Here is a 13,031-nt window from a genome sequence, read left to right on the forward strand (position 1 = left end):
GCGATCGCTGCAAAAATCATTTGCCGGCGAGCTTGTCACTCATCGGCGACCTTGGTCGACGGCGTCGATTTTTCGAACTGCGGCAGCCCATCGTCGATCGTGTAGTAGTCGCCCTTGTCGCCGACGAAGATGTGGCATTGGCCCTGAAGTCCGGTGGGCTTGTCGAACAGTCCGGCCAGAACCGAGACATATTCATCATCCTGCGGCTTCCAGAACAGCAACGAGCCGCATGTCTTGCAGAAACCGCGCCTGGCAAACGAAGATGCTTCGTACCAGGTGATGCTTTCCGCGCCCATAATCGTGATGTCTGCGTTGGCAACATTGGTTGCAGCGTAGAAATGCCCGCTCTGCTTCCGGCATTGCGAGCAGTGGCAGTAGATGACGCCGCGCAAGGCCCCTCGCGTCTTGAACCGCACAGCCCCGCACAGGCAAGAGCCGCTATGTGTGTTGTCCATCTCGGGCCTCCCGACGCAGCCGTGATCCTCGGCGTCCCTTGCCAGGATTCCAGTTTTGCAGCGGCCGTGCTCAAGCGAATGCGACATTCGACAGGCGTGTTCCGCACAGCACGGTTTGGGCAAAGCGGCAGGCCGCGCCAGCAGCCTCTCGACGGTCCGCCCATTGTTAAAGCAATATCTTTCCATATGAATTTTTGTGCGCTATATTTTCATCAGAAAGGAGACGCTGCCGACAATGCAACCCAATCTCGCCGCCAACACGGCCGAAAATGCAGTGCTGACCAAGGCGACGCTGCGCGCCGCCGACCTGCTGGACATTACCGCCAGGATGCTGGCCTCCATCATCGGGGTTTCGGAAGCCACGGTTTCGCGCATGCGCAGGCAGGAATTCCTGCTGGAGCGTGGAACCAAGCCGTTCGAGCTTGCCGTGCTGTTCGTCCGCCTGTTCCGCTCGCTCGACGCCATTGTCGGCGGCGACGAGACCGTTGCCCGGGCATGGCTGAAGAATGCCAACACGGCCTTCGATGGCACCCCGCTCGAAAAAATCGTGACGATATCAGGGCTTGTCGATGTCATCGCCTATCTGGACTCCCGACGCGCTCTCGTCTGAAGCCGCCAAACGAGGTGGCAAGTATGGGCTCGATGGCAAGTATGGGCTCGACGGCAAATACTGGCGCATGGTCGAGGCGCAGCACCGCGTCTCGACATTGAAAGTCGTTGACACGCTCGACGAGCAGGCCCTCCTCGAAGACCTGATCGAGGAAACCAAGCCGCAAATCCCCTTGGAATGCCGGCATCTGCATTATCTCCTGGCAACGCCCTTCCGCTACGGCTCGATCTACCCGCACGGTTCGCGCTTCCGCCGCGCCGGCAGGACCAAGGGCGTCTACTATGCGGCGGAAACCATTATGACCGCCGTCTCTGAGATGGCTTTTTACCGCCTGCTGTTCTTCGCCGAATCACCGGCTACGCCGTGGCCGCGCGACGCCGCCGAATACACCGCCTTCGCCGCAGCGATACGCAGCACAAAGGTGATCGACCTGACGCGGCCGCCGCTCGACCGCGACGCGGCGGCGTGGACGCACCCGACCGACTATGCGGCCTGCCAGAATATTGCCGATGTCGCGCGCGAAGCCGGGCTGGAGGCGATCCGCTATCGCTCCGTGCGCGACCCGAAAGGCGCTAACGTGGCGCTGCTGGCATGCAGCGGCTTTGCCAAGCCGAAACCGCTGGAACCCCACACCTGGCGCATCAGGCTGGGCGCCTTCGGCGTGCAGGCGATCTGCGAGTTCCCGCAAAACCGGATCGAGTTTTCCAGGACGGCGTTTGCCGCCGATCCCCGGCTCGACGGACTGCGCTGGGAGCGCGGCCGCTAGCCGGATCCTGGCTAAAAACCGGCGGGCGCGTAGCGCAGCAGCGTCACGCCATGGGTTAGGCTTTCCTCACCAAGCGGCTTCAAGGTCAGCGACAGGCCGGACTGGAAATACGGCTTGCCGCCGCCAAGCACGACCGGGTGGATGTAGAGCCGATACTCGTCGATCAGATCGGAGCGTGCAAGATGCGCGGCAAGATCGGCGCCGGCAACGGTAATCTGGCCATCCGCTTCCGACTTGAGGGATCTCACCACGTTCTCGACATCGCCGTTCAGCAGACGGGCATTGGGTCCGACTTCCCGAAGCGTCGTCGAAAACACGATCTTTGGGTCTCGCGCCAGGCGCGGGCAAAATCACGCTCGATCTCGGCACCGGTCTCTCGGTCCGGACTGTCCCAGAAGCGCATCACCTCGTACATCCGGCGTCCACAGAGCGCGATCGAGGTCTGCCCCATCATGTCGTTGAAATGCCGGTGCAACTCCCCTTCGGGTATCGGCAAGGCAATGTCTCCGTTCGGCCCGGCGATGTAGCCGTCCAGGGACATCAGCATGGCATAGACGATCCTGGCCATCGGTGCCTCCGTTTATGTCCTCGCGCGAAGATACATAACCGATTGCCTATCGCAATCAGTCTATCGGCAAAGATGCGTGGAATTCAATGCGGAATCAAGAAGCACCGGATTTCTCCGGCGCTTCTTTATCATGAATTCCGATGGCGACTGAAATCAGCCGTTGACGGCCTGCTTGTGCTGAACCGGGTGGCTCTTCTTGAGCAGGTCCGAGACCAGGAACGCCAGTTCGATCGCCTGGTCGGCGTTGAGGCGCGGGTCGCAATGGGTGTGGTAGCGGTCCTGCAATTCCTCGGCGGTGATGGCGCGGGCGCCACCGGTGCATTCGGTGACGTTCTTGCCGGTCATCTCGATATGGATGCCGCCCGGATGCGTGCCTTCGGCGCGATGCACCTCGAAGAAGCTCTGCACCTCCTTCAGGATGCGGTCGAACGGCCGTGTCTTGTAGCCGGCGGCCTCGATCGTGTTGCCATGCATCGGGTCCGACGACCACACCACGCTGCGGCCTTCCTTCTGCACTGCGCGCACCAGCTTCGGCAGATGCTCGGCGACCTTGTCGGAGCCGAAGCGCGCGATCAGCGTCAGCCGGCCGGGCTCGTTTTCCGGATTGAGCAGGTCGATGAGCTGCAGCAAGCCGTCCGGCGTCAGCGACGGGCCGCATTTCAGGCCCAGCGGGTTCCTGATGCCACGGCAGTATTCGACATGGGCATGGTCGGGCTGGCGGGTGCGATCGCCGATCCAGATCATGTGGCCGGAGGTTGCATACCAGTCGCCCGAGGTCGAATCGACGCGGGTCAGCGCCTCCTCGTAGCCGAGCAGCAGCGCCTCGTGGCTGGTGTAGAAGTCGGTCTCGCGCAGCGCGTAATTGGTCTCCGAGGTGATGCCGACAGCCTTCATGAAGTCCATCGTCTCGGTGATGCGGTTGGCGAGCGACTCGTATTTCTCGCCCTGCGGGCTGTCGGACACGAAGCCGAGCATCCATTGATGCACGTTCTCCAGGCTGGCGTAGCCGCCCTGCGCAAAAGCGCGCAACAGGTTGAGCGTCGCCGCCGACTGGCGGTAGGCCATCTCCTGGCGTGCGGGATCGGGAATGCGCGACTTGGCGTCGAACTCGATGCCGTTGATGATGTCGCCGCGATAGCTGGGCAGGGTCACGCCGCCCTTGGTCTCGGCGTCCGACGAGCGCGGCTTGGCGAACTGGCCGGCAACACGGCCGACCTTCACCACCGGCTGCGCGCCGGCGAAGGTCAACACCACGGACATCTGCAGGAAGACGCGGAAGAAGTCGCGGATGTTGTCCGCGCCATGTTCGGCGAAACTCTCGGCGCAATCGCCGCCCTGCAGAAGGAATGCGTCACCGGCAGCGACGGTCGCAAGCTGCTTCTTCAGCTTGCGTGCCTCACCTGCAAAAACCAGCGGCGGAAAGGTGGCGAGCTGGGCTTCCGTGTTCTTCAGCGCGGCAAGATCCGGATAGGCAGGAACCTGCTGGATCGGCTTTGCTCTCCACGAATTCGGCGACCATTTCGTCATCGTTGCACCCAAAATTCTTTCCAGCGGGTGCTGTCGCCCGCCATTTCGCCCCAATACGGGGATCGCGGCTCCATACACGAAGCCGATTTCCTATTCTAGACCGGAATTTCGGTGGTGGCGAATGGCGCAAGCTTGCCGCCTGTCTTTCCTTCTCCCCTTGTGGAAGAAGGGGGAGCCGGCTGAGCCGCGCTAAGCCGCCTTCTCCACCAGCCTTGCCAGCTGCGTCATGACGACCGCTGAACCGGCCAGCCGCTTTTCAGGTGTCGGCCAGTCGCGGACGAAAACGACGCTGTGGTCCGGCCGGATCTTGGCCATCGAACCCTGCTCGCCGATGAAGGTGACCAGCCCGACGGGGTTGGAGAACTCGCGCTTGCGGAAATGGATGACGACGCCCTTTGGTCCGGCATCGAGCTTTTCCACATTGGCCTTGCGGCACAGCGCCTTGATGAAGACGATCTTCAAGAGGTGCTTCACTTCCTCCGGCAGCGGTCCGAAGCGATCGATCAGCTCGGCGCCGAAAGCGTCGATCTCCTCGGTGTTTTCGAGATCGCCGAGGCGGCGGTAGAGCGCCAGCCGCAGCTGCAGGTCCGGAACATAGCTTTCGGGGATCATCACCGCCGTGCCGACGGCGATCTGCGGCGACCAGCCGCCATCCTGCACCTCGCCGGAATCCTTGACCTCGGCAACGGCCTCCTCCAGCATTTGCTGGTAGAGCTCGAAGCCGACCTCCTTGATGTGGCCGGACTGCTCTTCGCCGAGAAGATTGCCGGCACCTCGGATGTCGAGATCGTGGCTGGCGAGCTGGAAACCGGCGCCGAGCGTGTCGAGCGACTGCAGCACTTTCAGCCGGCGCTCGGCGGTATCGGTCAGCTTGCGGTTGGCCGGCAGCGTGAACAGCGCATAGGCGCGCACCTTCGAGCGGCCGACGCGGCCGCGCAGCTGGTAGAGCTGCGACAGGCCGAACATGTCGGCGCGATGCACGATCAGCGTGTTGGCGGTCGGGATATCGAGGCCGGATTCGACGATGGTGGTCGACAACAGCACATCGTACTGGCCGTCGTAGAAGGCGTTCATGATGTCGTCGAGCTCGCCGGGCGGCATCTGGCCGTGAGCGACAGCCACCTTTAGCTCGGGTACGGATTCACGAAGGAAATCATGAATTTCCGCCAGATCGCTGATGCGCGGCACGACATAGAAGGAATGACCGCCGCGGTAGCGTTCCCGCAGCAGGGTCTCGCGGATGACCAGCGGGTCGAAGGGCGAGATGAAGGTGCGCACCGCCAGGCGGTCGACCGGCGGCGTGGCGATCAGCGACAGTTCGCGCACCCCGGTCAACGCCAGTTGCAGCGTGCGCGGGATCGGCGTCGCCGACAGCGTCAGCACATGCACGTCGCTCTTCAGGTCCTTCAGCCGCTCCTTGTGCTTGACGCCAAAATGCTGTTCCTCGTCGATGATCAACAGGCCAAGATTCTTGAACGAGATCGACGAGCCGAGCAGCGCGTGAGTGCCGATGACGATGTCGACGGTGCCGTCGGCGATGCCTTTCTTGGCCTCTGCCAGTTCCTTGGCGCCGACCAGCCGCGAGGCCTGGGCGACGCAGATCGGCAGGCCGGAGAAGCGCTGCGAGAAGGTCTTGAAATGCTGGCGCGACAGCAGCGTTGTCGGCACCACCACCGCGACCTGAAAGCCTTCCATCGCCGCAATGAAGGCGGCGCGAAGTGCGACCTCGGTCTTGCCGAAGCCGACATCGCCGCAGATCAGCCGATCCATCGGCTTGCCGGCGCCCAGGTCGCCCATCACCGAATCGATCGCCGTCTGCTGGTCGTCGGTCTCCTCATAGGGAAACCGCGCGGCGAATTCGTCATAGAGACCGTCTGCCGGCACCAGCGAAGGGGCAGCGCGCATCTGCCGCTCGGCGGCGATGCGGATCAACTGCCCGGCCATGTCGAGCAGCCGCCGCTTCAGCCGCGCTTTTCTGGACTGCCAGGCGCCGCCGCCAAGCTTGTCCAATGTCGCTTCGGCCGAATCCGAGCCATAGCGCGACAAAAGCTCGATGTTCTCCACCGGCAGGAACAGCCGGTCGTCGCCGGCGTAATGGATTTCGAGGCAATCATGCGGTGCGCCGATCGCCTCGATGGTGCGCAGCCCGATGAAGCGGCCAATACCGTGGTCGCTATGGACGACGATGTCGCCGGAGGACAAAGCCGAGGCCTCGGCGATGAAATCGGAAGGGCGCTTCTTGCGCTTCGAGCGACGGATGAGCCGGTCGCCCAGAATGTCCTGCTCGGCGACGACGACCAGTTTCTCGGTCTCGAAGCCGGATTCGAGCGGCAGCACGGCAAGTCCCGCCTGCCCCGGTTCGAGCTTTTCCGCCTCGGCCAGCGTAGCCACCGGCTCGAGGTTGCCGAGATTATGCTCGGCCAGGATCTGGCCGAGCCGGTCGAGCGAACCTTCGGTCCAGCCGGCGACGACGACGCGGCGGCGGGCGGCGCGCTCGTCGGCAATGTGTTTTACGACGACGTCGAAGACGTTGACGTTGGGGTCGGCGCGTTCCTCGACGAAGCTGCGGCCATGCCGCGAGCCGGCATGGTAGATTTTCCTGGCGCCGGCATCGGGCGCGTCGAACGGCGTGAAGTCGATCGCCTCGCGCGGGCCAAGCGAGGCGATGAGGTTTTCCGGCGACAGATAAAGCAGGTCGGGCGGCACCGGCTTGTAGGGGACGGCGTCCTTCAGCGCGCCGTCGGCCTGCTTCCTGCGCGCCTCGTAATGGTCGAGGATCAGCGCATGGCGCTCCGCCAGCGCCTCATGCGCCAGATGATCGAACACGACAGGCGTGTCCGGCAGATAGTCGAACACCGTCTCCAGCCGCTCGTAGAAGAACGGCAGCCAGTGCTCCATGCCGGCGAAACGCCGTCCCTCGCTGACCGCCGCATAGAGCCCATCGTCACGCGAGGGCGCGCCAAAAGCGTCGATGTAGGAGCGGCGGAAGCGGCTGATGGTCTCCGGCGTCAGCGCCACTTCGCTCATCGCCTGCAGCGCCATCGACTTGCGCTGGCCGGTGGTGCGCTGCGTGGCGGCGTCGAAGACGCGGATCGATTCCAGCGTATCGCCGAAGAAATCGAGCCTGAGCGCTTCCGTCCAGCCCGGCGCCAACAGGTCCAGAATGCCGCCGCGCACGGCGAACTCGCCGACGCCGCGCACGGTCGGCACCCGCTCGAAGCCTGATATCTCCAGCCGCGACGCCAGTGCGTTCATGTCGATCTGGTTGCCGGGTTTGGCGTGAAATGTCTGCGCCTCGACAAGGCTTGCCGGCGGAATGCGCTGCAGCAGCGCGTTGGCGGTGGTCAGGATGACGGCGCGGTGCGGGTTTTTTGCCAACGCGATCATCGCGGTGAGCGCGTCCAGCCGCCGCGCGGCTGCATCCGAGCCGGGCGAAACGCGGTCATAGGGCAGACAATCCCAGGCCGGCAGTCCGAGCACCGGCAGGCCAGGCGCGGCGAAGGAAAGCGCCTCGACGATCGCTGGCAGGCGCTGGCCGTCACGTGCCACGAACAGCACCGGCTTGTCGGGCGCGATCTCGTGCGCGGCCTGCACCAGCGCGAAGGCTTCGTAACCATCGGCGACGCCGTCGACGATGAACTGGCCGGCGCGGCCTTTCGGCAGGCCGATTGTGGGGATCAGGCTCATGGAATCACGTAATTCGGAATGTCATCGCCTGGCGCGACGCCAGGATTTTTTGCAGGACGGCACAGTCGATGTCAGCCGGAATCGGCCGCTCGCCGGTGATCACGGGCAGGAATTCGGTGTCGGCAATTTCGAGGAGCCTCTCATATTGGTCGAGTTCGCCGCCGGTCAAGCCGCCGATCTCGGCGTCAGCGAAACTGCCGAGAATAAGGTCCATTTCGCGCATGCCGCGATGCCAGGATCGAAACAGAAGCTTGCGGCGGCGGGCATCAAGCCCCTCGCTTGATCGTCTTGTTCCGGTCATTGTCCAGCATCCTTGCCTGAAGCGGCGCATATAGCGTGGATAGAGCGCGGTGTCAGCCTTGCAACGGTCCGGCGGGTGTCTAACATCCCGGTGTGGCATACACTCCTGACAACATCGGCGCTAAGACCCCCCTCTGTCCTGCCGGACATCTCCCCCTCAAGGGGGGAGATTGGATGTTGTTTCTGCTTTCGCAAATCTCCAATGCTGTAGAAGGAACGCTGTCGGCAAAGCTGCCGATCTCCCCCCTTGAGGGGGAGATGGCCGGCAGGCCAGAGGGGGGTGAGCGCCGACATGACGTGGTCTCTCACCCATGAGACCTTCCCTCCTCGATCCGCTGTTTGTCCCGATCACCTCGCTTGCCGGCGTCGGGCCGAAGGTCGGCGCGCTGATCGAGAAAATCGTGCCGGCCGAACTCGGCGACCGCCGCCCCGCACGTGCCGGCGATCTTCTGTTCGTGCTGCCGCATTCGGTGATCGACCGCCGCAACCGGCCGGGCATCGCCGGTTCGGCTGAAGGCGCGATCGTCACCCTGGAAGTGCGCATCGATCGCCACCAGCCGCCGCCGCGCGGCAACCGATCGGTGCCGTACCGGGTTTACGCCCATGACGACACCGGCGAGATCGCGCTGACCTTCTTCCATGCGCATGCCGCCTATCTCGAAAAGGCGATGCCGGAGGGCGAGCATGTCGTGGTCTCCGGCCGCATGGAATGGTTCAACGGCCGCCCGACCATGGTTCATCCCGACCACATCGCGCTGGCCAGCGAAGTGGAAAACCTGCCGCTGGTCGAGCCGGTCTATCCGCTCACCGCCGGCCTCTCGGGAAAAGTGCTGCGCCGGGCAATCGGCCAGGCGCTCGCTCGCTTGCCGGTGCTGCCGGAATGGCAGGAGGGTGAGTTTCTGCGCCGCCGCAGCTTTCCCGCCTTCGGTGATGCTCTCTCCCGCATCCACAATCCCGCCGACCCGATCGACGTGTCCGTCGACGGCGCGGCCTGGCGGCGTCTCGCCTATGACGAGTTTCTGGCAGGCCAGGTGTCGCTGGCGCTGGTGCGCGCAAAAGTCCGCCGCCTGTCCGGCCGGCCGCTGGTCGGGGACGGCCGCTTCGTCGAAAAGCTGCGCGCCGCCCTTCCCTATTCGCTGACCAATTCGCAGGAAATGGCACTTGCCGAAATCAATGCCGATCTCGGTGACCCCGAACGCATGCTGCGCCTTCTGCAGGGTGATGTCGGGTCAGGCAAGACGGTCGTCGCGCTGCTCGCCATGGCGCGCGCTGTCGAGGCCGGCGGCCAGGCGGCATTGATGGCGCCGACCGAAATTTTGGCGCGCCAGCATCTTGCGACGATTGCGCCGTCGGCGGAACAAGCCGGCCTGCGCATCGCCATCCTCACCGGCCGCGAAAAGGGCCGCGAGCGCGCCGAGACGCTGACCGGCCTGGCCAGTGGCGAGATCGACATCGTCGTCGGCACCCATGCGCTGTTCCAGCAAACGGTGACATTCCACGACCTGGTCCTCGCCGTCATCGACGAACAGCACCGGTTTGGCGTCCACCAGCGGCTGGCCATCACCGCCAAGGGCGACGCGCCCGACATGCTGGTGATGACGGCGACGCCGATCCCGCGCACGCTGGTGCTGACTGCTTTCGGCGACATGGATGTGTCGAAGCTGACGGAAAAACCGGCCGGGCGCCAACCGATCCGCACCGCGACCCTGCCGCTCGAGCGGCTCGACGAACTTGTCGGCCGCATGCGCGACGCAGTCGCCGACGGCCAGAAGATTTATTGGATCTGTCCGCTGGTCGAGGAGTCCGAAGAGATCAAGCTGATGTCGGCGGAGGACCGTTTTGCCTCCTTGAAGCCGCTGTTCGGCGACCGGATCGGCCTGGTGCACGGCCGCATGAAGGGCGCCGAAAAAGACGAGGCGATGCGCGCCTTCAAGGCCGGCGAGACACGCATCCTGATCGCCACCACGGTCATCGAGGTCGGCGTCGATGTGCCGGATGCGACGATCATGGTCATCGAGCATGCCGAGCGCTTCGGCCTCGCTCAGTTGCACCAGTTGCGCGGCCGGGTCGGTCGCGGCGAAAAACCGTCGTCCTGCGTGCTGCTCTACAAGGATCCGCTCGGCGAGACGGCAACGCGCCGGCTGTCGGTGATGCGCGAAACCGAGGATGGGTTTCGCATCGCCGAGGAGGATCTGAAGCTGCGCGGCGAAGGCGAGTTGCTCGGCACCCGCCAGTCCGGCACCCCTGGCTTCCAGGTGGCGCGCATCGAGACGCATGCCGACCTGCTCGAAGCCGCTCGCGACGACGCGCGGCTGATCCTGTCGCGCGATCCGGAACTGCAATCCGAACGCGGCGCCGCCCTTCGCATGCTGCTCTATTTGTTCGGACGCGACGAGGCGGTGCGGCTCTTGCGCGCCGGCTGAGGCTCGGCATCCACCGGCGGATTGCCGATCTGGCCGCCGATCGGCTTGCCGTTCAACGTCACCATGTTCGTCTTGACCGCCGGCGCCACCAGCCCTGCCGAAACGATCAGCTTGGCGCCGTCCTCGATCGTCATGTCGAGCAGCACGATATCGGATTTCGGCACATACATCAGGAAGCCGGTGGTCGGGTTGGGCGTGCACGGCATGAACACCGCGATCAGCGGATCACCCTCCTGGTCGAGCTTCTGGTTGATCTCGGTTTCCTTCTCGCTGGCAACGAAGACCAGCGACCAGACGCCCTTGCGCGGGTATTCGACCAGCCCGACCTGGCGGAACATGTCGCCCTTGTTCGACAGCACGGTCTCGAAGATCTGCTTCAGCGACCCATAGATGCCGCGCACCAGCGGCATGCGGCCGAGCAGCCGCTCGCCGAACAAGACGATAGCCCGGCCGACGATATTGGCGGTCAGGAAACCGATCAGGGTGATCAGGATCAAGGCGACGATCAGCCCGAATCCCGGAACCGGCGCCGGCAGATAGCTATCGGGGTTGTAACGCGCCGGAATATAGGGTTTCACCCAGGAATCGACCCAGCCGATGAACGACCAGGCGATGTAGGCGGTGATCGCCAGCGGCGCGCAGACGACAAAGCCTGTCAGAAAGTAATTCCGCAGCCGGGTCATGCCTGAGGTCTTGGAAGCATCGGACATGGTTCACCGCAGCGCTGATTGCGGCGCGACATTAATGAACCGCATCCGGCTTTGGAACTGCGAATTTTTCAAACCACGCCTATTCCACCGTCACCGATTTCGCCAGGTTGCGCGGCTGGTCGACGTCGGTGCCCATGAACACCGCGGTGAAATAGGCCAGCATCTGGATCGGCAGCGCGTAGATGATCGGCGAGATGATTTCCGGCACGTCCGGCAGCACGATCGTCTCCATCGTCTTCACCGTGGCGTGCGCGGCACCCTTGCTGTCGGTGATCAGGATGATCTTGCCGCCGCGCGCCGCCACTTCCTGCATGTTCGACACGGTTTTTTCAAAAATCCGGTCATGCGGGGCAATGACGATCACCGGCATGTTCTCGTCGATCAGCGCGATCGGCCCGTGCTTCAGCTCGCCGGCAGCATAGCCCTCGGCATGGATATAGGAGATTTCCTTGAGCTTCAGCGCGCCTTCCATGGCCAGCGGGAAATTGGTATCGCGGCCAAGATAAAGCACGTTCTTGTAGTGCGAGAGGTCGCGCGCGACCTTTTCGATCTGGCCGTCGAGCTTCAGGACCTGGTTGGCATAGCGCGGCGCTTCCGACAGTTGGCGGACCAGCGTCGTTTCCTGTTCCTGCGAAATCGTTCCGCGCGCCACGCCGGCCCGCACGGCAAGCGAGGCCAGCACCGACAATTGACAGGTGAAGGCCTTGGTCGAGGCGACGCCGATCTCCGGTCCGGCCAGCGTCGGCAGGATGACGTCGGATTCGCGCGCCATCGTCGATTCGCGGACATTGACGACCGCGCCGATCTTCATGCCCGCCTTGCGGCAATAGCGCAGCGAGGCCAGCGTGTCGGCGGTCTCGCCCGATTGCGAGATGAAGAAGGCGGCGTCTGTCTTCGACAGCGGCATTTCACGGTAACGGAATTCCGAAGCGACATCGATGTCGACCGGCAGACGCGCATAGCGCTCGAACCAGTATTTGCTGATCAGGCCGGCCAGATAGGCAGTGCCGCAGGCCGAAATCGCCAGCCGGTCGATTTTGGCGAAATCGAACGGCAGGTCGAGCGGCTTCGAGACGCCGCCAACGAAATCCACATAATGCGCCAGCGTGTGCGAGATCACCTCGGGCTGTTCATGGATTTCCTTCTCCATGAAATGGCGCCGGTTGCCCTTGTCGACCATGAAGCTGGTGCTGAGCGACTGCTGGCGCTTGCGGTCGACCTTGTTGCCGTCCATGTCGAAGATGGCGACGTCGTTGCGGCGCACCACCGCCCAGTCGCCATCCTCCAGATAGGTGATCGAATTGGTGAAGGGGGCAAGCGCGATGGCGTCGGAGCCCAAAAACATCTCGCCATCGCCATGGCCTACGGCCAGCGGCGGGCCGTTGCGCGCGCCAACGATGAGATCCTCGTCGCCCCTGAACATGATGGCCAGCGCAAAGGCGCCTTCCAGCCGCTTCAGCGCCTGGTGCGCGGCCTCGACCGGCTGCAGGCCCCTGGCCAGTTCGCGCCCGACCAGATGTGCGACGACCTCGGTATCGGTCTGCGATGAAAATGTGTAGCCGTCGCGCATCAGTTCGTCGCGCAGTTCGGCGAAATTCTCGATGATGCCGTTGTGGACGATGGCGACGCCGTCGGAAAAATGCGGATGCGCATTGGTCTCGTTGGGCACGCCGTGCGTCGCCCAGCGCGTGTGGCCGATGCCGATCATGCCGTCGAGCGGTTCGTCCTTCAGCCGGCGTTCGAGATTGATCAGCTTGCCCTCGGCGCGGCGACGCGCCAGCTGGCCGTGCTCGACGGTGGCGACGCCGGCCGAATCATAACCGCGATATTCGAGCCTTTTCAGCGCATCGACGATGAGCGGCGCGACCGGCGAGTGGCTGACAATTCCGACGATACCGCACATAGACGTTGCCCCGATTCCGGCATGAAAACCCGGCGCCATTTAGGGTTGGCCGGGCTGCCGCGAAAATCACATTGCGTTTCGT

Annotated in this window: 11 protein-coding genes; 3 read left to right on the forward strand and 8 right to left on the reverse strand. The window is 63.8% G+C overall.

Annotated features, from left to right (window positions below):
- Nucleotides 1-35 precede the first annotated feature (35 nt).
- Nucleotides 36-455 carry a GFA family protein gene (locus tag AC0L2Z_RS10635; RefSeq protein ID WP_128183154.1) on the reverse strand — a complete coding sequence of 140 codons (420 nt, stop codon included), beginning with the start codon at nt 453-455 and terminating at the stop codon, nt 36-38.
- A gap of 235 nt (nt 456-690) precedes the next feature.
- Between AC0L2Z_RS10635 and AC0L2Z_RS10640 the strand changes: the two genes are divergently transcribed.
- Together AC0L2Z_RS10640 and AC0L2Z_RS10645 are read left to right on the forward strand one after the other, a co-directional pair.
- Complete coding sequence (locus tag AC0L2Z_RS10640) at nt 691-1,065, forward strand: MbcA/ParS/Xre antitoxin family protein (RefSeq protein WP_091593990.1); 375 nt, start codon at nt 691-693, stop codon at nt 1,063-1,065.
- Entirely contained in the window at nt 1,025-1,831 is an 807-nt protein-coding gene (locus tag AC0L2Z_RS10645; protein WP_287258006.1) for an RES family NAD+ phosphorylase, read from the forward strand. The genes AC0L2Z_RS10640 and AC0L2Z_RS10645 overlap by 41 nt, the downstream gene beginning before the upstream one ends.
- An 11-nt stretch (nt 1,832-1,842) precedes the next feature.
- Here AC0L2Z_RS10645 and AC0L2Z_RS10650 read toward each other — a convergent pair whose 3' ends face one another.
- The 5 genes from AC0L2Z_RS10650 to AC0L2Z_RS10670 form a co-directional block, all read right to left on the reverse strand.
- Nucleotides 1,843-2,148 carry a dihydrofolate reductase family protein gene (locus AC0L2Z_RS10650; protein ID WP_473627842.1) on the reverse strand — a complete coding sequence of 102 codons (306 nt, stop codon included), beginning with the start codon at nt 2,146-2,148 and terminating at the stop codon, nt 1,843-1,845.
- A complete protein-coding gene (locus AC0L2Z_RS10655) occupies nt 2,100-2,399 on the reverse strand; it encodes a dihydrofolate reductase family protein (protein ID WP_473627843.1) in 300 nt (99 codons plus the stop codon). The genes AC0L2Z_RS10650 and AC0L2Z_RS10655 overlap by 49 nt, the downstream gene beginning before the upstream one ends.
- Nucleotides 2,400-2,552: 153 nt before the next feature.
- The gene (locus AC0L2Z_RS10660; protein WP_287228559.1) at nt 2,553-3,926 is read right to left on the reverse strand and encodes a class II 3-deoxy-7-phosphoheptulonate synthase; all 1,374 of its coding nucleotides are present in this window, start codon (nt 3,924-3,926) and stop codon (nt 2,553-2,555) included.
- Between the two features lie 189 nt (nt 3,927-4,115).
- Nucleotides 4,116-7,613, reverse strand: a complete 3,498-nt coding sequence (mfd, locus tag AC0L2Z_RS10665; RefSeq protein WP_287228556.1) for a transcription-repair coupling factor — start codon at nt 7,611-7,613, stop codon at nt 4,116-4,118.
- Nucleotides 7,614-7,617: 4 nt separating this feature from the next.
- The gene (locus AC0L2Z_RS10670; RefSeq protein ID WP_287258004.1) at nt 7,618-7,914 is read right to left on the reverse strand and encodes an FAD assembly factor SdhE; all 297 of its coding nucleotides are present in this window, start codon (nt 7,912-7,914) and stop codon (nt 7,618-7,620) included.
- A gap of 310 nt (nt 7,915-8,224) precedes the next feature.
- Between AC0L2Z_RS10670 and recG the strand changes: the two genes are divergently transcribed.
- A complete protein-coding gene (recG, locus tag AC0L2Z_RS10675; protein WP_287258003.1) occupies nt 8,225-10,336 on the forward strand; it encodes an ATP-dependent DNA helicase RecG in 2,112 nt (703 codons plus the stop codon).
- On the opposite strand, the gene AC0L2Z_RS10680 is transcribed toward recG, so the two are convergent.
- Nucleotides 10,288-11,046, reverse strand: a complete 759-nt coding sequence (locus AC0L2Z_RS10680) for a DUF502 domain-containing protein (protein WP_031255660.1) — start codon at nt 11,044-11,046, stop codon at nt 10,288-10,290. The two genes, recG and AC0L2Z_RS10680, sit on opposite strands and share 49 nt — an antisense overlap.
- Before the next feature lie 79 nt (nt 11,047-11,125).
- Nucleotides 11,126-12,949, reverse strand: a complete 1,824-nt coding sequence (glmS, locus tag AC0L2Z_RS10685; RefSeq protein WP_027155143.1) for a glutamine--fructose-6-phosphate transaminase (isomerizing) — start codon at nt 12,947-12,949, stop codon at nt 11,126-11,128.
- Nucleotides 12,950-13,031: the final 82 nt, after the last annotated feature.

This window comes from Mesorhizobium sp. WSM4850, from assembly GCF_055811735.1.